The 23887-nt window shown below is 47.8% G+C and carries 12 protein-coding genes; 10 read left to right on the top strand and 2 right to left on the bottom strand.

Annotation, left to right across the window (positions count from 1 at the left end):
* The first annotated feature begins 116 nt into the window (after nt 1-116).
* The 5 genes from I2I11_RS06120 to I2I11_RS06100 all read left to right on the top strand — a co-directional run bounded on the left by I2I11_RS06120 (nt 117) and on the right by I2I11_RS06100 (nt 6827).
* Nucleotides 117-1193, top strand: coding sequence for a glycoside hydrolase family 43 protein (locus tag I2I11_RS06120; protein ID WP_196266776.1), 1077 nt, complete (start codon nt 117-119; stop codon nt 1191-1193).
* A 56-nt stretch (nt 1194-1249) separates the two neighbouring features.
* Complete coding sequence (locus I2I11_RS06115) at nt 1250-2323, top strand: glycoside hydrolase family 43 protein (protein WP_230679929.1); 1074 nt, start codon at nt 1250-1252, stop codon at nt 2321-2323.
* A 292-nt stretch (nt 2324-2615) separates the two neighbouring features.
* Complete coding sequence (locus I2I11_RS06110) at nt 2616-4229, top strand: family 43 glycosylhydrolase (protein ID WP_230679928.1); 1614 nt, start codon at nt 2616-2618, stop codon at nt 4227-4229.
* A gap of 155 nt (nt 4230-4384) precedes the next feature.
* Nucleotides 4385-5494, top strand: a complete 1110-nt coding sequence (locus I2I11_RS06105) for a phospholipase D-like domain-containing protein (protein WP_196266775.1) — start codon at nt 4385-4387, stop codon at nt 5492-5494.
* Between the two features lie 121 nt (nt 5495-5615).
* Nucleotides 5616-6827 (top strand): aldose epimerase family protein, encoded by a 1212-nt coding sequence (locus I2I11_RS06100; RefSeq protein WP_196266774.1) that lies wholly within the window; start codon nt 5616-5618, stop codon nt 6825-6827.
* Nucleotides 6828-7166: 339 nt separating this feature from the next.
* Here the strand turns inward: I2I11_RS06100 and I2I11_RS06095 are convergent, their stop codons facing one another.
* Both I2I11_RS06095 and I2I11_RS06090 read right to left on the bottom strand, forming a co-directional pair.
* On the bottom strand, nt 7167-9347 hold the full coding sequence (locus tag I2I11_RS06095) for a TonB-dependent receptor (RefSeq protein WP_196266773.1): 2181 nt from the start codon (nt 9345-9347) through the stop codon (nt 7167-7169).
* 78 nt (nt 9348-9425) lie between these two features.
* Nucleotides 9426-9749, bottom strand: coding sequence for a DUF6660 family protein (locus tag I2I11_RS06090; RefSeq protein ID WP_196266772.1), 324 nt, complete (start codon nt 9747-9749; stop codon nt 9426-9428).
* A 245-nt stretch (nt 9750-9994) separates the two neighbouring features.
* Between I2I11_RS06090 and I2I11_RS06085 the strand changes: the two genes are divergently transcribed.
* From I2I11_RS06085 to I2I11_RS06065, 5 genes are all read left to right on the top strand, one after another.
* On the top strand, nt 9995-14173 hold the full coding sequence (locus I2I11_RS06085; RefSeq protein WP_196266771.1) for a two-component regulator propeller domain-containing protein: 4179 nt from the start codon (nt 9995-9997) through the stop codon (nt 14171-14173).
* Nucleotides 14174-14347: 174 nt separating this feature from the next.
* Nucleotides 14348-17407 (top strand): SusC/RagA family TonB-linked outer membrane protein, encoded by a 3060-nt coding sequence (locus I2I11_RS06080; RefSeq protein ID WP_230679927.1) that lies wholly within the window; start codon nt 14348-14350, stop codon nt 17405-17407.
* A gap of 13 nt (nt 17408-17420) precedes the next feature.
* Nucleotides 17421-19100: a RagB/SusD family nutrient uptake outer membrane protein gene (locus I2I11_RS06075; RefSeq protein WP_196266769.1), complete on the top strand. Its 1680-nt coding sequence runs from the start codon at nt 17421-17423 to the stop codon at nt 19098-19100.
* A gap of 369 nt (nt 19101-19469) precedes the next feature.
* Nucleotides 19470-21077, top strand: coding sequence for a glycoside hydrolase (locus I2I11_RS06070; protein WP_230679926.1), 1608 nt, complete (start codon nt 19470-19472; stop codon nt 21075-21077).
* Nucleotides 21078-21413: 336 nt separating this feature from the next.
* A complete protein-coding gene (locus tag I2I11_RS06065; RefSeq protein ID WP_196266768.1) occupies nt 21414-23849 on the top strand; it encodes a glycoside hydrolase family 2 TIM barrel-domain containing protein in 2436 nt (811 codons plus the stop codon).
* Nucleotides 23850-23887 lie beyond the last annotated feature (38 nt).

Genomic DNA, 23887 nt, shown 5'->3' with positions numbered 1-23887 from the left:
CATGAAGAATCAACCAAACTTACGGCAACCAACTATCTGATAATTAACCAATTTAAACGTAAAACACTTTCAGTTGCCGGCTTAGCACAGCGACCACTTTTACGAACTAGGCACCTATGAAGAAAGCATTATTAGCACTCCTGTTTTATCAGGTAATTTTAGTTGGATGCACGACCAGCGCCGTTGCTCCGGATAAAACAGGTACCGGGCGCCAGGCTACGGCTGCTACCAGCTACTTTACCAATCCCATTGCGGATGGGGCTGACCCGTGGGTTATCAAAAAGGATGGCTACTATTATTCGTGCAGTTCCGGCAACGGCGGTATTTACGTAACAAAATCAGACAAACTGACCGAGCTGGGCGAGCGTGTAAAAGTATGGGAAACGCCCGATACAGGCTGGAACCAAAGCAATGTATGGGCGCCTGAGCTGCATCCCTTTAACGGCAAGTGGTACATTTACTATGCGGCGGCAAAAAAGCCCGGCTCTCCTTTCGTTTACCAGCGGTCTGGCGTGCTCGAATCGGTGTCGGATGATGTTTTCGGGCCTTACGAGGACAAAGGCATGCTGTATACCGGCGATAGCATTCAGAATCCGGCTTCCGCAAAATGGGCAATAGATTTAACCACGCTTAAGCTGAACGGGCAGCTTTATGCCATCTGGTCGGGTTGGGAGCAGAATGCTGAAACAGACAAAACGAAGCAGCATTTATACATTGCCCCCATGAGCAACCCCTGGATCATCAGCAGCAACCGGGTAAAAATATCATCGCCCACCGAAAGCTGGGAAACAGGTGGCCCGCTCGATTTAAACGAAGGGCCGGAAGTGCTCAAACACCAAGGAAAAGTATTTGTCATTTACTCTACCCGCGAATCGTGGCTGAAAGATTATCGATTGGGGCAACTCGCGCTCACAGATACTACCCTCAGCCCCTTAGAGCCGGAGAACTGGAATAAGTCAGGGCCCGTGTTTCAGGGCACAGATGAAGTATACGGTGTGGGCCACGCCAGCTTTACCACTTCGCCCGACGGCACGGAGAACTGGATTATCTATCACTCTAAAAAAACGACCAAACCAGGTTGGGAGCGCGACATACGGCTGCAGCAGTTTACCTGGAATGCAGACGGTTCACCCAATTTTGGCATCCCGTTGCCGGCAGGCGTACCGATAAAAGTACCTTCCGGGGAGGAATAGAGATGAGGGAATGGATTAAAGGATGCTTTTATTTAGCAGCAAACATGACAGTAACTATGAAACGGATACGTTACCACTTCCTGCTTTTAAGTTTAAGCCTGATGGCTTGTCAGCCAACAGGGCAGACGGCTACAAACAGTGCTGTTTCGGGGCAGGCTGAGGCGGGCAACGTTAGCGATACCTATACCAACCCGGTTTACAACAAAGACTTTGCTGACCCAACCGTGGTAAAAGCCGGGGATGGTTATTATTATGTGTATGGCACCAACACCGACGTAAACGGCAGCACGGTAAACATACAGGTGGCTAGGTCAGAAAACCTGGTTGACTGGGAACCGATGGGAGATGCGCTTCCCACCAAACCCCCTTGGGCCGGCAGCGACTTCTGGGCGCCGCACGTGCTGTATGACAAAACCCATGAAACCTATTATTTATACTATTCCGGAGAGTCCGATAGTGAACAAATAGGCAAATGCCTGGGCGTGGCTACCTCCAAAAGCCCGACGGGCCCTTTTGTGGACAAGGGAGAACCGTTGCTCTGCGGCGAAGGCTTCATTAACATTGATCCGATGGCATTCGATGATCCGGCCTCCGGCAGGCATTTGTTGTACTGGGGTTCCGGATTCGGGCCCATCAAAGTGCAGGAACTGGCCGACGACCGCCTGAGCTTTAAAGCGGGCAGCAAACCCATTCCAGTTGTGCAGCCCATCAGCAGCGACGATCCGGACAATTACCAGAAGTTAGTAGAAGGTGCCTGGGTGATATACCGGAACGGATACTATTATGTATTGTACTCCGGTGATAACTGTTGTGGCGAGAAAGCGCATTATGCCGTGATGGTCGCCCGGTCGAAGAACCCGACCGGCCCTTTCGAAGCAATGGCGGAAGCAACAGGCAGCAAGAACAGCGTGATTCTGGCGCGCAACAGCCGCTGGATTGCGCCCGGCCATAACTCCGTTATCACCGACGATGCCGGGCAGGACTGGATAGTATACCACGCCATCGCTTCGGCGAGCCGCGACAAAGGCCGTATTATACTTTTGGATAAAATTACATATGCCAATGGCTGGCCAAAGATTGAGACGGGAACGCCCTCTGTGACAGCACAGCAGGCGCCTGCCATAGAGTAGTTTTTCTACTAAAACATAAATTGAGTTAAACTAAGCAGAGCTATAGATAAATATGTGTTATGATACTTGAACTTAAAAGCACTTAGCCCACTTTTCGCCTCGCCGGCTGGGCCTTACTTTTCTCCTTGATGAGAAAAGTAAGCAAAAGAATCAAGACCCTCCAAACTCGCTGAACGCTCAAACAGTGGAGGCTCATAAAGTGCACATGGCTGATGTATATGCGCTTAATTCTCTCAATTCACTCATACAAATCCGCCATACTGTTTAAATTACGTCATTAAACTTCTATACCATGAAAAGAAACATACTGTTAAGCTGCCTGGCCGGATGCATTATGCTGTCCTGTAGCGGCAACAAAACAGCCACAACCGATCAGCAGCAACCAGCAGCAGAAACTACCGCGGCACAAACGGCAAGCTATAGCAACCCTGTGCTGGCAGGAGATTTTGCTGATCCCTCGGTGGTGCGGGTAGGAGACGATTACTGGGCAACGGCTACTTCCTCCGAATGGGCGCCGCTGTACCCTATACTTCATTCCAAAAACCTGATCGACTGGGAGATTGTGGGCCATGTGTTTCCGGATAAAGCGCCTGACTGGGCTGAGGCACATTTCTGGGCGCCTGAAATAAGCTTCGAAGGCGGCAAATATTATATTACCTATACCGCCAAAAAGAAAGGCGGCAGCCTGTGCGTCGGTATTGCCAGCGCTACCAGTCCCACCGGCCCTTATACCGACCATGGCCCGCTGGTTTGCCAGGAAGCGGGTTCCATCGACGGGTTTCAGGTAAGGGACGAGAAAGGTGATTTATACTTAATATGGAAAGAAGACGGCAACAGCCGCCAGCAACCCACGCCTATCTGGGGGCAGCGCCTCAACGAAGAACGCACCGCGCTGACAGGCGAAAAGTTCGAGTTGTTCCGCAATGATCCCGGTACCTGGGAGGGAGCCCTGGTAGAAGGGCCGGCCATTGTGCAGCGTGGCGATTATTATTACCTGTTTTATGCGGGCGATGCCTGTTGCGGACGCGGATGTACGTACGGCGTGGGCGTGGCGCGGGCTAAAAGTATAAAAGGCCCCTGGGAGAAATATGCAGAGAACCCCATCATGCACAAAAATGAAGAATGGAAGTGCCCCGGCCATGGCACGGTGGTAACAACCGGGAACGGGGAGGATTATTTTCTTTACCACGCCTATAATACCGAGGGCTCTGTGTACCCGGGCCGCCAGGGTTTGCTGGATAAAATTGAATGGGGAGACGATAACTGGCCTCATTTTGAAAACAACTCGCCAAGTATAACTGCCCAGGTACCAACGGGGGAGAAAGCTGAAGTGGCCAAATCGCCGGATGTGGAGGAGGAGTTTACCTCCGGGGAACTGGCCCGTACCTGGCAGTGGCCGGTAGGGCAGCAGCCTGATTATACGTTAAATACCGGCGAAGATGGCTTGCTCGTGTTAAAGGCTTCTCCTGAAGATATCGGAACCGTGCTGGCTAAACGCACCAAAGATGGCGACTATACTGCCACCACTGCTATAGACAAGGAGGCTTTGCAGGATGGTACCATGGCCGGGCTCGCCGCCATCGGCGACAACGATAATGCCGTGGGAATAGCCGTGCAAAATGATGAAGTTATACTTTGGACTGTGAAAGAAGGTAAGATGCAAATTATTGCAAAAACGGCAGCACCGGAAGACGACATGATGCAGTTGAAACTTACCACCGCTAAGGGCGACCAGATGCAGTTTGCCTGGAGTGCAGACGGATCTGCATGGCACCCGCTGAACAATGGTACTGCCGTGGATGCAGCTTACCTTCCGCCTTGGGACAGGAGTGTGCGCATAGGTTTAACAGCAAAGGGTCCCTCAAACAATACTGCAACTTTCGACTGGTTTCATATAGACAATTAGGATGTAAAGGTTAAATTTGACGATGCTTTAGCACTGAATTGAGTTTTGGGCAAAAGAAAAGCAAGACAAAAGATGGGAGACTTGAAGCTTTTAAGAAATTGTTGGCAGTCAGGCTATGACAAACCATACAAACAACAAGCAGACAACTAAACTAAATGACAACAATCTCACACAAACTTTCAAGCGACTTAAAATCGGCACTAAAAAACGCAGACGAAATTTGGGTGGCTGTTGGACTTCTAAACTTTGCAGGACTTGAATTTGTTTTACAAGCCTTACCAACGACTTGCAAATTGAATTTTGTTATAGGTATTGATTTGCCGACGGACCCAAAAGCACTTTCAAAACTCCTTTCGTTAAAAGGTAAGCGGACAGTAAACGCCAAAATATTAACAGAAGACTTTTTTCACCCTAAAGTTTATATCATCAAATCTAGTGGACAGATGATAGCTTATGTTGGTTCAGCCAATTGCACCAACGGTGGACTTACTGATAATATAGAAATGAGTTTAGGGACTAAGGATAGCAACATCTGCAAACAGTTAGTTGACTGGTTCGACAAAACTCTACTTCCAACTGCACAGCCTCTAACATTTGATTTTATTAAAGACTATAAACCTAAATACGACAATAGACTAAAAAGAAGGAAAAAAGAGAAAGATGAAATTGAAGATTTAAAAGAAAAGGAACAAATAAAACTTCAAGCTAATTTAAGGCTAAGAAACAAAGTCATTTCTCAATTAAAACGCTTTAGAAAAACAAAAGAATATTTAGAAATTAAAAGACACAGGCAAAACATTGTTCGTGAATTAAGAGAGTGCCTAGACTACCCCAATTTTAACAAGCTTGATTTGAAGACCTTCTTTTCAATTAAGGACCTCGGAACAATTGTAGCCATTAAGGTAAAAAGTAGAATTCAAGAAAATCCGAAGCAATTTGCTGAACTGATGAAGTTTATCTGTAACGACAGCATTCCAATAAAAACAAGAATTGACGAAGCTCTTGATGGGAAATTATCTATTGAAAATGTTGGCAAAGGATTTATATCAAAAGTTTTAGTAGCTCATAATCCAAAGAAATATTACCTGCACAATGACTTATTCGTAGAACGCTTGCAAAAACCATTTGGACTTGAATATCCTAAAGGACTTTCATTTGGTGAAAAATATGAGTTAACAGTTGAAATTCTAAAAGAAGTAATGACTGAAACTAATTTTGATGACTTTGCTACACTTGACAGATACATATGGAATATAGAAGCCTAAATATCGGACAGACAGAAGCCCGAACTGCTAACAGCGTGTTGTCACAATTTGCGGTGACATGCATAATTTAAGCTGAAACTATACCTATATTTAACAATCAACTAATAACTACTTATACTTTATGAAAAGAAGAGAATTAAGAAAAAGTGTCCTCCTGCTGGCTTTGGCCGGAAGCTTTGGCGCTGCTGGTCTGGCGGGCTGCTCCGGCGATGGCAACAAAGAAGCCGACACTGAAACCACATCTACCGCAACAGCAGAACAAACCACTATGGATATTAAAAAAGAGCCATTTGGCAAGACCAAAGAAGGACAGGAGGCAACTCTTTACACACTTACCAACGAGAACGGAATGACCGCGAAGATAAGTGACTATGGAGCTACCGTTACCTCTTTGCTCGTACCCGACAAAAACGGAAAACTAGGCAATGTGGTGCTGGGCTTCGACAGCCTGGCCGGCTACCAGAGCGATGCATACCTCAAGAGCGGCCCCTATTTTGGAGCCATTGTAGGGCGCTACGGCAACCGCATCGCCAAAGGAAAGTTTACCCTGGATGGGAAAGAATATACCTTAGCCACTAACAACGGGGAAAACCACCTGCATGGCGGCAACAAAGGTTTTGACAAAGTAATCTGGCAGGCGGAGCCCATGCCGCAGCAAAATGCCATTCAGTTTACCTACGTTAGCCCGGACGGAGAGGAGGGGTATCCCGGTGAGCTGACTGCAACGGTAACCTATACTTTGACGGACGATAACGAACTGCGAATCGACTACAAGGCAACTACCGACAAAGCCACGCCCGTAAACCTGACCAACCACAGCTACTTTAACCTGGCCGCCGGCACTGCCGACGATGCCATGGATCATCAGCTGACCTTGAATGCTGACAGGTATACGGTGGTAGATAAAACGCTTATACCTACCGGCGAACTGCGCAAGGTATCCGGCACAGCCATGGACTTTACCACACCGCATGCTATTGGCGAGCGCATTGATCAGGTAGAAGGCGGTTACGATCATAACTTCGTACTAACCGACACCAGCAATACTTTGAAGAAGGCCGCCACTGTATATGAGCCAACCAGCGGGCGCGTAATGGAAGTGTTTACTACAGAACCCGGTATCCAGTTCTACTCCGGCAACTTCCTGGACGGAACGCTTACCGGCAGCGGTAATAAGAAGTATAACCAGCATTACGGCATCGCCCTGGAGACGCAGCATTTCCCGGACTCACCCAACCAGCCGAGTTTCCCCTCCACTATACTGGAGCCCGGCGAAACGTATGAGTCTACTACAGTGTATAAGTTTTCTGTAAAAGACGACGCTGCGCAGTAGTAAGATAATTAAAATGATAGCCTCCGGGTATAGCACTGTAGAAAGCTGTGCTAAACCCGGAGGCTATCATTTTATAATTTGCCGCGTTTAAACCTTTGCCTAAAAGAATGATACGGCATTGTTGTTTTGTCATCCTGGAAGGATCTTGTGGATTACCTACTATTCATTCACGAGATTCTTTCAGGATGACAAGACGTATTGCTGAAGACATCCCTTGCTTGTGCCATTTTAAAGTATAAAGAGAGTAAATAGCTCATCACGAAGTATAAAGCGGGAAGCATTAGGTATAAACCGACAGAAAAGTCTAATATCTAAAGTCTGAATACCAATATCTTTCAGTTACAGCAGCCGGAACTTGATGCCGCCGTTTATCACGAAGCCGTCTACCGGGGCATAGATGTCGCGGAATACGGGATTGGTGATGGTGCCGGTATAAATGGTGTCGAACCGGGTCTGGCGTGTGTCCAGCAGGTTTTCGAAGTTGATAAACAGGGAGAAGTTTTCCCACATTTTCTCTGCCATCAGCCCCATCAGCCAGTAACTTTTACCTACCGCACCATCTGTAAGGTGCTGCGGGCTATAGTAATAAGCTTCCAGGCCAATCCGAAGCTTGTCCTCCACCTCATACATCAGCACGTTGTTTAGCCGGTGCCGCGCTACCAGCGGATACGCTTCCTGCCGGCCGTTGTAGTGCTCGTTCACATCAGCCAAAGTATAACCAACAAATAACTTGAAGTCGCTATAGGTCAGTTTTATGTTTGTTTCCAGCCCTTTGGTATCTAAAAAGCCTTCCGGCTGCAGGTACCGCAAGGTTGTGTTGCCATCCGGCGCCAGCACGATAGGGTTCTGGATTCTGGTATAAAACAATAAGCCATTAACGTTAAAGGTTACCTCATCATCCAGTAGGCTCGTCGCATAGTTTACGTCCAGGTTGCCGCCGAAAGATTTCTCCGCTTCGGTACTGTTTACATTTATGGGCAGCACATTCCGGAACTGAATCCGCTCTGCATCTTCTGTGAACACATTCGGCGCTTTATACCCGAGCCCGCCACCGATGCGGGTTGTCAGGTTGGGCGAAAAAGTATACATGACCGAAATGCGCGGCAGCAGGAAAAAGCCATACGCGCTGTGGTTATCGCCCCTTAAGCCTGTTTCCAGCGTAAGCCGTTCCAGCGCTTTCCAGGTGTTCTGAACAAATGCGCCGGTAGTCGTCTGGTTATACCCTCTGTCGGGGCCGTTGGCAACACGCGCCTCATCAAACTTGTCGGAGATAAAGTTTAAACCTGCCACCCATTCCGATGTCGCTCCTGTATGCCGGTAACTGGCCTCGGTATAACTGGAAAGCTGTTCGCCCCCAAAAAAGTAATCCGGGAGCCTTACCTGGCGGTCATAGTAGCTGATGCTGTTTTTCAGAACGAGGTACGCCTTGTCGCTTAACTTGTGATCGAGTTCCAGTTGTGTGCTGAACCTGCCGGTCTTGTTTTCCTCGAAATAAGTATGAGCGTCATCGCCACTCCCTTCTATGTACTGGATATCGCCGCCTGTTCTTTTCTCAATGGTGCCATTAAACCCCGCGTAAGCAGTGGTTCTGTCATTAAGATACAGGAACAATTTGGGGTTAATGGTGAGGCGGTCGTAGGCAGGAATAGCCGTCAGGCCGATGCCGGCGGGATCGTAAGGCGTGCCGTGGCTGTAGGAAACAAAGGCTGTTGCGCCGGCTTTGCCATACTTCTGCGCATAAAAAGCACTCGCGTCCAGCCCGAGGGCCGATGTGCCATTGAGCAGGAAACTGAGCTCGGGTGTTTCGGAAGGTGTTTTGGACACAAGGTTTACAAGGCCGGCAATAGCGCCGCCGCCATATAAAGTAGAAGCAGAGCCCTTTATTACCTCAACGCGCTTCAGGTCCAGTGGTGCGATTTGGAGCAGGCCCAGGCCACCTGAAAAACCGGAATAGAGCGGAAAGCCATCGCGGATAATTTGTGTATACTTGCCGTCCAGGCCCTGAATCCGGATACTGGCGTTGGCGCTGGTTGCAGACGTCTGCTGCGTCTGAATGCCTGTACTCTCGTTGAGCAGCATCCGGATATCGCCGGGTTTCATGTTGCCCTTCTCCGACAACTCCTCGCCGGAAATAACCTCTACGCGTGTGGGAATATCATCAATGGTTCGGCTGCTGCGGGTGGCGGAAACCACAACTTCCTCCAGGTCTTCGCCGGTTGGTTGTAAATAAACAGTGATGGCTGTATCTGCAACGGAAAACGGAAAACTGAGGTGCAGCGCCTGCTCCTCGTAGCCCACGTAGCGGAAGATTATTGTCTGTTCCCCGTCCGGAATGCCGTTTAATTGCAGCCTGCCCGCAGCGTCACTGCTGGCGCCTGTGTTTGTGCCGGCCAGCAGCGCTGTGGCCCCGATAAGTGGTTCCCTTGTTTCTTCGTCCAGGATGGTGGCGCTGAGGGTGTGCTGGCTATAAGCTATCGTTGTGCTCAACAGAAAGAGCAGTAGGAAAATAGAATTCTTCATGTATAATGCTGGTTACTGATTCATGCGTTAAAAAACCTGCGCATGGCATCCACCGCAGGCTGAAAAGAGAAGCAATCATTAACCAAGCTTTGGCGGCTGCCAGACGGAAGCGGATATTTGGATGGTGCGGTTTCCCTGCGTGGCGCTCCTGTGTGCAGTTGCTGAAACCACCGGAGCCGGCTGCAATAACAGGCTGTTGCCTGATACCGTGAAACCCGTGCAGGCGCCACAAGCCAGAAAGGGAGAGCAGTTGGTACAGTCCTGGTGTTCCGGCTGGGCACCGGCAGTAGCCTCTGCACTTATGCTTATACCTTCCGCATCGCTGCATACATCTTCTGTGCAGCAGGGCCACACCGATAACAGCGATACAAAAAGCGACAGTAAGAGGCAGTAAGCTTTCACGGTGCAAAAATACGTGATTTGACGATGCTTTTCAATATTTTGCCTGGAAGATGAAGAATGCGGGAATTGGAAAGGTTATGATTTTAGTTTACATTACTGCTAAAACAATCATACTTACATAATTTTCAGGGTACTCTTTATTAAATGTTAGTATCTGGTGGGCTCCGGGATTTAGGCGGAGCGACATCTCTGTCGGATTTAATACTTACAAGAGGAATAAAGCGGGGACGGTAAATCTGTTATATATGAAAGATACTTTGCATCTGGTAAGACAATGTACCCTGGCCGGTTTCTTGTTTTTACTTACTTCTTTTATCCCGAATCAACCCGAGAATATCATAAAGAAATATGGTGTAAAGGATGGCTTGTCTCTTGGGATTGTAACAAGTATCACACAAGACAACAAGGGGCTGATGTGGTTTGCTACCGAAGACGGATTAAACCGTTTTGATGGCTACGCCTTTAAAAGCTTTAAGTATGATCCAGACCATACTTATACTCTAACGGGTAATTTTATTCAGAAAGTTTTCAAAGACTCTGAAGGTGTTCTATGGGTATCGTCCAGACACGGGTTGAACCGGTTTGATGCTAAAACGGAAAGGTTTACGCATTACCGGCACATTCCTGGTGATAAAAGCTCCATTGTGGGCAACGACATCAGCGATATTACTGAAAGTGCGGCAGGAAACTTATGGGTAGCTTCTTACAATGCCGGGTTTTCCTATTATGACAGGGGTAAAAACATGTTTATCCCCTATAATCAGCAAACCCTTCCGGCCTTGTCGAGCAATAAGGTTATCAGCCTGCACCAGGATGGTGACGGGCTATTGTGGGTAGGTACGCAGGATGCGGGGCTAAATGTCTTTAAGGTGCAGGATGGCATTGTTTCGGAAAAGGTCTTACACCTCTCACAAACTAGCGCGCTGCCATCTCCTAACATCAAATGTATTTATGAGGACCACTTCGATAATATTTGGATAGGTACCACGCGTGGGTTAGTCTTATACCAGCGACAGAAAGGCAGGTACTTTGTTTTCGATGCCAAAAAGTACGCACTGGGCAGCAACATTATTTTGTCTGTTCTGGAAGACAGCAAGGAAATGCTATGGATAGGCGTGCAGGACGGGGGCGTGTATAAACTGGATATCAGGCAGCTTGATGTGCAGGCCCTGAGTGAATTTAGTTTTGCAGAGGTGAAGGGCAAAGATGGAACTAGGCTTACCCAACGCTCTGTGCAGGCACTATACGAAGACAAAGACCATAACATGTGGGTAGGCACTTACGGCGACGGCATCAACATGATAAGCAACGAAAAAGAGAAGTTTATCAAGATGCATCTTCGCTCCGGGCAAACTGCTGTTGCTGCAGAAGGTGATATACGTTACTATGGTATTTGTACTGACAGTGAAGGTAACTTGTGGCTGGGTACTGATGGAAGCGGCATTTATAAGTGTAGTGCAGACGGAGAGGTGCTTAAGCATTATACTGCCCGTAAAGGTGGCGGCGGGTTGACGGATGATGCTATTCTTTGTGCGCTGCAGGATGCAGAACATAATTTGTGGTTCGGCTCCTATGCACAGGGGTTATTTCTGTACAACAAAGAGACAGACTCCTTTGTGAATTTCAAGCATGCGCGTGCCGATGCCTCAAGCCTGGGAGGAAATGACGTCCGGGTTATTTTCGAAGATGCAAAGCACAATATCTGGATTGGCACAAATGGCGGCGGTCTAAGCCTGTTTAATCAGAATACCGGGTCCTTCAAAAATTTTAACACGGCTAACAGCAGTATCACCTCAAACGACATAAGGGCGATTGCTGAAGACAAAGGCGGCAGGCTCTGGATCGGAACGTATGGAGGCGGCCTGTACAGCTTTTCCCGGGCCACACAGACATTTACAAAGCACTATTATAAGCCACAGGATAAAGGCTATTTGCCAAGCGACGTTATCTTTTCTCTTTACATGGATGAAAATCAGAAGCTCTGGATCGGCACGGAAGAAGATGGTTTGATAGTATATGACACGTTAAGAAAAAAGACAACGCGCTACAGTGAGAAAAATGGTTTGGCAAACAATACGGTGTACGCCATCCTTCCGGATTTGCTGGGTAATGTATGGATGAGCACGAATAAAGGTCTATCAAGATTAGAGGTAAAGACGCAAAAGTTTTACAATTACAGCGCCGCAGACGGCCTGCAGGGCGGGCAGTTTAATCCTGGTTCGGCCCTGTACCGCAAGAGCAAAGGCTATATGGGATTTGGCGGCACAGAGGGATTGAACTTGTTTTACCCGTCCCAGGTAAAAGAGAGGCTAAACACCCCTGAAGTGGTAATTACAGGTTTGCAGCTGTTTAACAAGTCCGTAAAATTAAATGGTTTAACAGACGGGCTTCTCCCTTATGAGCAGATGGTGGGGGAAAGCAAAAAGATTATACTGAAACCGGACCAGCCGGTTTTTATAATTGAATTTGGCGCTTTGGATTATGCCAATACAGAAAAGAACAGGTACGCTTACAAATTAGACGGGCTGGACAAAGACTGGAACTACGTAGGCGGCCAGCGTACGGCCACTTACCGCTACCTGGAACCAGGCGACTATACCTTTATGGTTAAAGCCTCGAACCATAATGATGCCTGGGGAACGAAATATACTTCCGTCCAGATAAAAGTGCTTCCTCCTGTCTGGCGAACCCCTCTGGCTTACTTTCTCTATCTGCTTCTGTCAGCGGGGCTGGCCTATGCAGTTTATCATTTCAGCACCAAACAGAAAAAGCTACGGCGTAAGCTAATGCTTGCAAAAGCCCAAAGCAGAAAAGAGCGCAGGCTTGCCCGGGAAAGGCTGCGCTTTTTTACAGAAGTATCGCACGAGTTCAGAACGCCGCTCACGCTCATGCTCGGCCCTCTGGAGGAGATGCTGAGTAAAGAAAACCAGACTACTCCTGCAGGCAGAAAACTACAGCTCGTTTACCGGAACGCACACAAGCTGCTTAGTCTCATTAACAAACTGCTGGATTACCGCAGGGCTGAAGCCGGCAGCATGGCGCTGAAGGTAAAAGAAGATAATATGGTAGCCTTTGTAGAGGAGGTTTATACTTCTTTTAAAGAACTGGCGCAAAGAAAGCAGATCGAGTATAGCCTGTCTACCCCGGATATTCCCGTTTTTGCATGGTTCGACAGAGAGAAGCTGGAGATGGTGCTCAATAACCTTCTTTCCAATTCCTTCAAGTATATCGGTAAAGGCAGCGTTATTGCCGTAACCATCAGGACCGAGGAAATGCCTGTTGAAGAAGGGCAAGGCAGCTTTGCTATTGTAGAAGTAAAAGACAATGGTATAGGAGTTCCTGCTGGCCAGTTAAAGCACGTTTTCGACTGGTTCTACCAGGGTAATCCTGTGGCTCCTATGAGCTCGGGCTTGGGGCTGGCGCTTTCCAAGAAGCTCGTGCAGTTGCACAAGGGGCAGGTGTTTGTGAAAAGTATAGAGGGAGAAGGCGCTGTTTTTGGGTTTAAAATACCTTTAGGCAAGGAGCATTTTGACTCTGATACTGTGTTTACCAGTGAAACACCGCTTCCTGCTGCCCTGCCGGGACACCTGCTGCATGTTTTACCTGCGGCAGGAGAAGACATGCCGACTGAAAGCATTAACCATAGAAAAGGCTTAAAGAAAATACTGATAGTAGAGGATGAGGAAGAGATCAGAAAGTTTCTGAAAGACTACCTGGAAGACAGTTTTTACCTTATCGAGGCTATTAATGGAAAAGAAGGTATAGAGCAGGCACGTACGCAGCATCCGGATATTATAATAAGTGATGTCATGATGCCTGTGATGGATGGGGTTGAGATGTGCCGGGAATTAAAGGCAGATATTCGTACCAGCCATATTCCTGTTGTGCTTTTAACGGCTAAGACTGCCTTAAGCCACCACAAAGAGGGCTTGGAAACAGGGGCTGATGCATACCTGACGAAACCTTTCAGCCCGGAGATATTGCAGCTGAAGCTTCATAACCTGCTGCAGTCGCAGGAAAAACTAAAGCGGTTCTATCTCAATCTTTTTAGTATAAACAGCCTTCAGCCCGCAAAGCAGGAATCCACGCTTGACGAAAAGTTCCTGCAGCGGATATATGAAATACTCAAGGAGAACCTCGACAATCCCAATTTTAATGTAAACGAGCTTTCAGCAGCCCTGAACATGAGCCGCTCACTTGTTTTTAAGAAAATAAAGGTGCTGACAGGAGCGGCCCCTGTTGCGTACCTGCGTTCTCTGAAAATGCAGGAGGCAGCAAAGCTGTTAAAGTCCGGCAAGTATAAAGTATTCGAGGTTGCCTGTCTCGTAGGTTTCCATGATGATAAGTATTTCAGGCAGTGCTTCTCAAAAGAGTTCGGGTACTCACCTTCTGACTATATAAAAAGCGTTGAAGTGGCCATTTGAGTGCTATTTTGAAAATAACGCAACATCTGTCCCCCTATAAAAGTCAGTTTACCCCCTCCCCGGCAGTGTATTTAAGTGTTCATTTGTTGTAGCTATTAATCGCTTATACAAACTAAAAGGATTCTGCTTTTTAACCTTAAACATTTAAATATGGAACATCTTTTATTTAAAAAGATGAAGTTACTGCTAGTGCTTCTTCTCACACTTTTTTCTGTAACCAGTGTGCTTGCGCAAAATGCTACTGTAAAGGGTAGAGTAACTGATGAAACAGGGATGGGCTTGCCCGGTGTAACCGTGCTGCTGAAAGGCACCGCTACTGCGGCCCCTACAGACATGCAAGGCAATTATTCGCTTACTGTTCCTGGTTTAGATGGCACACTTGTCTTTTCTTTTATAGGCTACCAGACCCAGGAAGTTCCGATTAACAACAGATCAACGATAGACGTAAGCCTGCAGACGGATACGAAAGCCCTGGAAGAAGTGGTGGTGGTAGGCTACGGCACGCAAAAGAAAGCTACTGTAACCGGCTCCATATCCGAGGTGGAAGGAGCAGCTATAAACAAGAGCCCCCAGCCCAACCTGGCAAACTCGCTGGCAGGCCGCGTTTCAGGTGTGATTGTTAACAACCGTGGCGGTGAACCCGGCTATGACGGCGCCGAGATCCGAATCCGGGGTTTGGCAACAACAGGGAGTAATGATGTGTTGGTGGTGGTAGATGGCGTTCCCGGCCAGATAGGAGGCCTGGATCGGTTGGACCCTAACGATATTGAAAGCATTACGGTGTTGAAGGATGCCTCTGCCGCCGTTTATGGTAGCAGGGCGGCGAACGGGGTTATCCTGGTTACAACAAAGCGGGGAACAACAGGGAAGCCTACCGTATCTTATAGCTTTAACCAGGGCTTTTCGTCTCCAACCCGTTTGCCTGAATTTGCCGATGCCGCAACATACGCCACCATACTTAATGAAATAGATTACTATAACAATCCTGCGGGAGGGCTGAACCAGCGGTACACACCAGAGGAAATGGAGCTTTTCAGAAATGGCTCCGACCCCTTGAATTACCCCGACACAGACTGGCTGGATGAGGTATTGAACCCTGTAGCGCTGCAAAACAGGCAAAACCTTTCCGTGAACGGCGGCACAGAAAATGTCAGGTATTATGCTTCGCTGGGTACAGTATACCAGGACGGCCTTTATAAAAATGGTGCAACAAAGTATAAGCAGTACAATTTCAGAACAAACCTGGATGCTGACATAACAGAGCGCTTTAATATTGGCCTGTCTCTTTCGGGCAGACAGGAAAACCGGCAGTATCCGCAGTACGGAGCCGGTGGAATTTTCTGGCAAACTTACAGAGCTTACCCTTTTATTCCGGCGCGCTATCCCAATGGCTTGCCTTCTCAGGGCGTAGAGGGCGGTATCAACCCGGTTATGATTGTGACGGATGCAGCGGGATTGAATAAAAACCAACGCCTGATTTTTAACGGGATACTAAAGGCGAGGTATGATCTTGCGTTTGTAGAAGGGCTTTCTGTAGACGGCTTCTACTCTGTTGACAAAGGACAGAACTTTTCAAAATCATTCACAAAACCTTACGTGGTGTATTCTTACGAAGGCGGCGATGTTTACAGGCCGGTTACAGTAGGAGAGCCCAACGCGTCGTTGTTTGAGGCGCAGGAAAACACCACGCTGATCACCTCTAACATCAAGCTGAACTTTGAACGCCAGTTCGGAGACCATGGTATCAGTGCCTTTATAGGATATGAGCAAAGTGAAAACAGCCTGGAGCATTTTGAGGCCGGCAGAAGAAACTTTCCTACGCCGCTTACGCCGGAGCTTTCGCAGGGAGGAACCGGCCCGAATGACAGGAGCAATGAAGGTTGGAGCTGGGTTTTTTCCAGGAGAAGTTATTTAGGCCGGGTAACCTATAATTATAAAGAAAAGTACCTGGCTGAGTTGCAGATGCGCGCTGACGGTTCCGCTAACTTCCCGGCAGACAGCCGCTACGGCTATTTTCCGGGTATTTCAGTAGGCTGGCGCATATCCGAAGAGCCCTGGTTCAGAAACAGTATTTCTTTTGTGAATAATTTGAAGCTGCGCGCTTCTTATGGCGAACTTGGTAATGATAATGTTGGGGCAAACCAGTTTATTAATAACTATGTTTTCGATAACAGGTACGTTATCGGAGGAGAAGTACACCCAGGTATAAACTTAGTAAAGCTGGCAAACCCAACCATTACGTGGGAGGTTGCCCAAAAAACAGATGTTGGCCTGGAAGGCACGCTGTTCAACGACTTCTCTTTTGAGTTTATATATTTCCAACAGAAGCGGAGAGATATTCTGGCTAACAGAAATGCATCCGTACCCAACATTACGGGTATTGTAAACCCTTATGGGGCTGATCCGCTTGTACCCTCTGAAAACATTGGGCAGGTAAACAACAACGGTATCGAAGCAACCCTGGGATACGATAAGGTTGCGGATGATTTCAGGTACAATATTTCGGGTAATATAACATATGCCAAAAATGAGATAGTTTTCATCGATGAAGCGCCTGAAGTGCTGGACTACCAAAGACAAACAGGCGGCCCAATGAACACCTACTTATTATATAAATCTGTTGGTATTTTCCGGACACAGGAAGAGCTCGATCAGCTTCCCCATGTGCCGGGAGCGCAGCTGGGAGACCTGATTTATGAGGATTACAACGGGGATGGTGAAATTACGGCAGATGATCAGGTAAGAACGGACTTGGGCAACATCCCGGAGATTATGTACGGAGTTAACCTGGGTGCTCAGTATAAGAGCTTTGATCTGTCAATCTTGTTTCAGGGCCAGGGCAGGGTGAGGCAGTATGTGTTGCCCGATGTAGGAATCAGCGGTAATTTCTTCAGCACCTGGGCCGATAACAGATGGAGCCCATCCAATCCGGATGGATCTTACCCACGGGTAGACACAAGAACCGGGTCCGCTGTCAGCGGAGGGCTTTACCCAAGCGATTTCTGGCTCTATAACACAGCCTTCCTGCGGTTGAAGAACATCGAACTGGGCTATAACCTGCCTTCTCAGTTGCTGTCTAAAATCAAAATTGAGAATGTAAGAGTGTATGCCAATGCCTTCAACCTGCTGACCTTTACCAAAGTGAAGGATTTTGACCCGGAAACCAGCTCTGGCAATGCACAGTTCTACCCGCAGCAACGGATTATCAACCTGGGGGTAAATGTTAAATTCTAATAAACAGCATATCATGAAGTCGAAAATATTTTTAGCATGTGCCATTGGCTTGGCCACTGTGTTTACATCCTGTAAAGATGATTTCCTTGACATTACACCTACTGATCGCCTGTCTGACGAAGCTATTATAGCAGACTCCGTGCTTTTCGAGTCGTTTGTAGTGAACCGTTATTTGGGAGTAAGGTTGGTAAACAAAGAAGGAGACAGCAATGTGCCTGGTTTCGGAAGAGGTTGGGAGTATGCCCTGTGGAGTTCTCTTACAGATGAATCCATATACAGGAGTGATGATAACACATGGCTGATCCAGCGCGGGCAACTATCGCCGGAGAACATGGGCATTGCCGAGGGTTTGTGGGGCAGGAGCTACCGCAGCATCAGGGAAGTGAATTACGCCTTAGCGAATATCGACAAGGTGGAGATGAGCCAGTCCCACAAAAACCGGTTGATTGCAGAGTTAAAGTTTATCAGGGCCTTCCGATATCACGACCTTATCCGTAACTTCGGAAGAGTAGTGCTGGTGGGTGATAATGTGGCGGAACTGGGAGAAGATTTCACTGATCCAGCTCTCTTTGAGCGCGCCAGCCTTCAGGAAAGTATAGACTATGTGGTTAATGAGCTGAACGAAGCGGCAGCGGGATTACCCTTAGATCATAGTTCAGATTGGGAAAAGGGCCGTGCAACCAAGGGGGCCGCCCTGGCCCTGAAGTCAAGACTGTTGCTTTATGCAGCCAGCCCTCTTTATAAGGAGAACGGCACTACGGTGACGTGGCAGCAAGCTGCCGATGCAGCCAAGGCAGTTATGGATTTAAACAAGTATAGCCTGGACCCGGACTATGCCAGCATGTTTATAGATGAAGAAGGAAACAGTAACGAAATAATTTTTGCCCGTTATTATAACCTGAACTCACGGCATACAGCGCTTGAGATAGCCAACGGACCAAACGGCTATGACGCCTGGGGCGGAAACACACCTCTGCAGAACCTGGTGGATGCTTACGAAATGGCTAATGGCAAGCCAATTGACGACCCGACGTCAGGTTATGATCCGCAGGACCCGTATGTGAACAGAGACCCTCGTTTTTATGCGACTATCCTGTACAATGGAGCGCAATACCGGGGCAGAGCGGTGGAGACGTTTGTGCCAGGCGGTAAAGACAGCAAAGATGGCCCGTCCAGTTGGAACACCTCGCAGACAGGGTATTACCTGCGCAAGTTTATGGACGATGAAAACCCGATCCAGAACCCCTGGAATGTGGCCGGCCGGCAGCCCTGGATTTACTTCCGCTATGCGGAGATTTTACTAAACTATGCTGAAGCCCAGAATGAAGCCGTAGGTCCCGACGCATCGGTGTACGAGGCAATAAATAAAATTCGTGAGCGGGTAGGTATGCCGGATCTTCCTGCCGGGCTTTCTCAGGCTGAAATGCGGGAGCGTATCAGAAACGAGCGCCAGATAGAACTGGCTTTTGAGGAGCATCGCTTTTACGACGTGCGCCGTTGGCTGATTGCCGAAGAAACAGAGAATGTTCCGGCCTATGGCATAGAGATAACCAAAGACGGTGATAATCTGGTTTATACCCGGAAAGTTGCCCTTGATGGCCGTCATTTTGAAGAAAAGCATTATTGGCTTCCTATTCCACGATCAGAAATACAGGCCTCAGGAAATAAGTTGGAGCAAAACCCGGGATACTAATGCTTTTAAGTACGAGAATATAAGTACCTGTAAAAAGGGATTTGAAGTATAAACACGTGCTGTTTTATTCAGGAAGGAGCTTGTCGGCGGATATAAGGTTCGCTGACAAGTTCCTCCGCAACAAATACGGGATTTATACTTGCAGGAGGACAAAATAGGGTAACATAATTCTGCCCGGATACTTATTAAGTTTAAAGTATAAACGAAGTATAGGTAAGTATAAGCTGTCTGTTCTTGGTAATTTAAACCCGAAAGCTTTTTGTTCTTTGTCTGAATCGCACTTATATTATTATTTACTTACACCTGGTGCTATACAAGTAGTACCAGGTGCTTTCCTGCTTTGCACGGGAAGGTGATATTGAGCTTGCTATGATAAAAATTGTTCCCCAGGCCAACAGGTGTCGTGCAACTGCGCTGCCGCAGCTGTTAATGATGCTTCTTTTCTTCGCAGGCTGTTCTGCCGATCTCCCCCAGGATGATAGGAAAACAGGTTCTTCGCCGCTTCCTGTAAGAGAAGTAACCGCAACCATAGATATTGCGCAAACATTCCAGACGATTGATAATTTCGCTGCGTCAGATGCGTGGGCTTGTCAGTTTGTAGGAAACTGGCCGGATGAAAAAAGAAACGCCATAGCCGATTTGCTTTTCAGCACGGACACCAGCGCCAGCGGCCAGCCCAAAGGCATAGGCCTGTCGCTATGGCGCTTTAATATTGGTGCGGGAAGTGCCCGACAGGGAGCGCAAAGCGGCATCAAAGATGAGTGGCGGCGTGCGGAGTCCTTCTTAGAGGAAGACGGAAGCTATAACTGGCAACAGCAGGCAGGGCAGGTCTGGTTTTTAAAAGCTGCGCGAGCGCGCGGCGTAAACAAGTTTCTGGCTTTCCCGAACAGCCCCCCCGTAAACTTTACAAAGAATGGCAAAGCCTTCGCCTCTAATGGAGCGCCTAATCTGGCGCCGGAGAAGTACAATGCATTTGCTGATTATCTGGCAGATGTTATACAGGGAGTGGAGCGAACGCACGGCATCAGCTTCGGCTACATAAGCCCGGTAAACGAACCGCAGTGGGACTGGAGCGATGGAGGGCAGGAAGGTACTCCTTTTATGAATGAGGATATTGCCGGTATTGTCAGGGCACTCAATACCTCTCTCGAAAGAAGAAACCTGGATACTAAAATTGACATAGCCGAAGCCGGAAAGATTGATTATCTCTATACCAGCGACGACAAGCCAGGCAGAGGTAATCAGATAGAGGCCTTTTTCAGCAACAGTTCTCCATACTATGTCGGCGATTTGTCGCATGTTGGCAAAGTCATTTCGGCTCATAGTTATTTTACCTCTTCTCCTTTTGAGGAGGCTGTTGCCAAAAGAAAGCAACTGGCTGAAAAGGTTGCTGCCGTGCCAGGGCTGGCGTTCTGGCAATCCGAGTACTGCATCCTGGGTGATAATGCCGGAGAAATGGATGGCAACAAACGAGATCTGGGGATTGATCCTGCTATTTACCTGGCACGCGTAATTCATAATGATCTGGCGGTGGCTAATGCTACGGCCTGGCAATGGTGGCTGGCTATATCTCCTTATGATTACAAGGATGGTCTGATCTATGTAGATCAAAACAAAACAGACGGTAACTACTACGAAAGCAAGATGCTTTGGGCACTTGGAAACTACAGCCGCTTTATCCGTCCTGGTGCCGTACGCGTGGGCCTTCAGCTAACAGGAGACAAGGCAGATGACAGTAGCTTGCTGGCCTCTTCTTACCTCGATGCTGTGAACCATCAACTTATAACGGTAGCTGTTAATGCCGGAATACATCCTGTCAAAATGAAGCTGAATGTGAAGGGAGCTAATATTGCCCATGTGCGGCCATACGTAACCACAGCAGATGAGAGCCTGCAGCCCGGCAACAGCTTAAACAGCGACACTGAAGTAACATTAGCGCCCCGTTCTGTAACGACGCTGGTTGCCAATGTGCAGTAACAACAGGCTAAAAGTATTTAGAAGATAAGCTGCCAGTTGGTGTTGTTATAGATGACATCGCAACCACCAGCATAAAAAGCTGACTTAATTCCCCTCCTTTTTCAAGGAGGGGTTAGGGATGGTAATTTTTTAAGTTCGATTTTCGATAAGTTATATCGCAGTCTATAACGGATTTAAACCTGCTGCTTTTAGAATGAATAATAAATTATCATACAAATAAGCACAAGTATAAAAGGTGGTGCAGGGGAGCTATAAATGACCCGCTCTCATTATTGTTTGTATTTTAATTCTTTTGTCATACGTTCTTTTGTCCTCATACTTAAACCAAGTCTATACATGAAAAACATACTTCTACTGAGCCTGGCGACCTTGCTGTTTGTAAGTATGCCTCATAACTTGCTTGCGCAGCAAGTGCGGCAAAAACTGTTATTCAACGACAACTGGAAGTTCCACAAAGGTGATGTCTCCAAAGGTGAAGCCGTCAGCTTTGATGATAAGAGTTGGCGCAAAGTAGACCTGCCACACGACTGGAGCATCGAAGGCCCGTTTAGCCAGGAATGGGCGAGTGCCACAGCTTACCTGCCGGGTGGTATCGGATGGTATCGTAAAAGTTTTGAAGTAGCTCCGGAGCTGCAGGGCAGGCAGTTGTACCTGTACTTTGACGGCGTTTATAAAAACAGCGAAGTATGGGTAAATGGCCATTCGCTGGGAAAGAGACCGAACGGCTTTATTCCTTTCCAGTATGAGGTTACTCCGTACCTTAACCCGAAAGGGCGCAATACCGTGGCCGTTAGAGTAGACCACACGCAGTTTGCCGATTCCAGGTGGTACACGGGTTCAGGCATCAACCGGAATGTCTATCTGGTAGCCGTAGAACCGGTGCATGTTAGTTTATGGGGTATTGCTTTTACAACACCGGAGGTTTCTGCTGCCAATGCCCTGGCCAATGTCACGGTTTCTGTCGCTAACGATTCTAAGAAAAATACTGATGTACAGGTTAAAACTTCACTAACTGATCAGCAAGGCAATGTTGTAGCCAATGCGCAGCGGCAGCTTAACGTAAAGAAAGGGGAGGAAACAAAAGCTGATTTGTCGTTCCAGGTAAAAGAACCAAAACTATGGTCGGTGGATCAGCCCATGCTGTATAAGTTGCAAGTATCGTTGTATGTGAATGGCAAAAAGACAGACGATGTAGAGGAGCAGGTGGGCATCAGAAGCATTGCGTTCGATGCCGATAAGGGCTTTTTTCTGAACGGGAAAAATATGAAGCTGAAAGGCGTCTGTATACACGACGATGCCGGGGCGCTGGGAACAGCTGTGCCGGAAGAAGTATGGGAACGAAGGCTCATTACTTTGAAAGAAGCCGGTGTCAACTCCATCCGCATGAGCCACAACCCGCATGCGGATTACCTGTATGATTTGTGTGATAAGCTGGGCTTTCTGGTGCAGGATGAGGCCTTTGACGAGTGGGAAACAGGAAAAAATAAGTGGATTGAGGGCTGGAATGTAGGCACTCCCGGCAAGGATGGATACCATGAATATTTCAAAGAATGGGCTGATAAGGATTTAGGCGACATGATCCTCCGAAACCGCAATCACCCTTCCGTTATCATGTGGAGCATTGGCAACGAAATAGATTATCCCAACGACCCTTATTCGCACGAGGTGCTCAGCACAGGAAATAACCCGCAGATCTATGGCAAAGGTTATCAGCCGAACAATCCGCCGGCCAGCCGTTTAAGCGAGTTATCAACACATTTGGTAGAAGTTGCCAGGAAGTATGATACTTCACGCCCGGTTACTGCTGCATTGGCAGGCGTGGTGATGTCGAACTATACGGACTATCCCAAGGTGCTGGATATTGTTGGGTACAATTACCAGGAATACCGTTACCCGGAAGACCATGCTAAATATCCCGGCAGGGTTATCTATGGAAGTGAAAATGGTATGAGCCTCAATGCCTGGGCAGCTGTGGACACTAATGATTACATCTCGGCACAATATCTCTGGACGGGAATTGACTACATGGGCGAAGCGGGTAAATGGCCTGTTCGCAGCAACGGTGCCGGCCTGCTGGATCTGGCCGGATTTAAAAAGCCGGAATACTTCTTCAGGCAAAGCCTTTGGTCTGATGCACCCATGATTTACATAGGCACTTCCGAAATCCCGAAGAAGGAGAGCAGGGGCATCTGGAGCCATAAAAAAGCAGATCCTGCTTGGAACTGGCAGGCTGGCGATAGCGTGCGTGTCAGTTGCTTTACAAACGCCGGTGAGGCTGAACTATTCCTGAACGACAAATCACTCGGGAAAAAGGCCTTAGCACAGGCAAACCAGCGGGTAATTTACTGGGATGTCGTATATCAACCGGGAGAACTCTCTGCAAAGGCTTATAATGCGGGGAAAGAAGTAAGCAGCCATACCCTGGTAACTGCGGATAAGCCTTACGCCATTAAAGCCACCATAGACCGTAAAGCTTTAAGCTCGGAAAAGAAAGGACTGGCGCATGTGGAAATAAATGTTGTGGATAAAAATGGCAACTTGGTTTATAATGCTGATAATGAACTGACAGTAACAGTAGAAGGCCCTGCCAAACTGCTGGGCCTGGAAAGTGGAAGCCATACAAGCCATGAAGATTACAAGGCCAATAAGCGAAAAGTGCTGCATGGTAAACTACTGGCTTATATTCAGGCAGCGCAAAAGCCGGGCATGGTTAAAGTGACTATTCAATCGCCGGAACTAAAGCCTCAGACGATCCAAATACCTGTGAATTAGCGCTGATAGCTATTATTCAAAGAAACGGTAGCTTGAAA

The sequence above is a fragment of the Pontibacter rufus genome, from assembly GCF_015694705.1.
GTDB classification, from domain to species: Bacteria; Bacteroidota; Bacteroidia; order Cytophagales; family Hymenobacteraceae; genus Pontibacter; species Pontibacter rufus.
Note: the sequence above shows the minus strand (reverse complement) of the source record. Positions and strands in the feature narration are given on the sequence as shown.

What these genes read in the sequence shown, in the direction of transcription:
- I2I11_RS06120 (WP_196266776.1), top strand. Translation starts at nt 117, where the DNA reads ATGAAGAAAGCATTATTAGCACTCCTGTTTTATCAGGTAATTTTAGTT.
- I2I11_RS06115 (WP_230679929.1), top strand. Translation starts at nt 1,250, where the DNA reads ATGAAACGGATACGTTACCACTTCCTGCTTTTAAGTTTAAGCCTGATG.
- I2I11_RS06110 (WP_230679928.1), top strand. Translation starts at nt 2,616, where the DNA reads ATGAAAAGAAACATACTGTTAAGCTGCCTGGCCGGATGCATTATGCTG.
- I2I11_RS06105 (WP_196266775.1), top strand. Translation starts at nt 4,385, where the DNA reads ATGACAACAATCTCACACAAACTTTCAAGCGACTTAAAATCGGCACTA.
- I2I11_RS06100 (WP_196266774.1), top strand. Translation starts at nt 5,616, where the DNA reads ATGAAAAGAAGAGAATTAAGAAAAAGTGTCCTCCTGCTGGCTTTGGCC.
- I2I11_RS06095 (WP_196266773.1), bottom strand. Translation starts at nt 9,347, where the DNA reads ATGAAGAATTCTATTTTCCTACTGCTCTTTCTGTTGAGCACAACGATA.
- I2I11_RS06085 (WP_196266771.1), top strand. Translation starts at nt 9,995, where the DNA reads ATGAAAGATACTTTGCATCTGGTAAGACAATGTACCCTGGCCGGTTTC.
- I2I11_RS06080 (WP_230679927.1), top strand. Translation starts at nt 14,348, where the DNA reads ATGAAGTTACTGCTAGTGCTTCTTCTCACACTTTTTTCTGTAACCAGT.
- I2I11_RS06075 (WP_196266769.1), top strand. Translation starts at nt 17,421, where the DNA reads ATGAAGTCGAAAATATTTTTAGCATGTGCCATTGGCTTGGCCACTGTG.
- I2I11_RS06070 (WP_230679926.1), top strand. Translation starts at nt 19,470, where the DNA reads ATGATAAAAATTGTTCCCCAGGCCAACAGGTGTCGTGCAACTGCGCTG.
- I2I11_RS06065 (WP_196266768.1), top strand. Translation starts at nt 21,414, where the DNA reads ATGAAAAACATACTTCTACTGAGCCTGGCGACCTTGCTGTTTGTAAGT.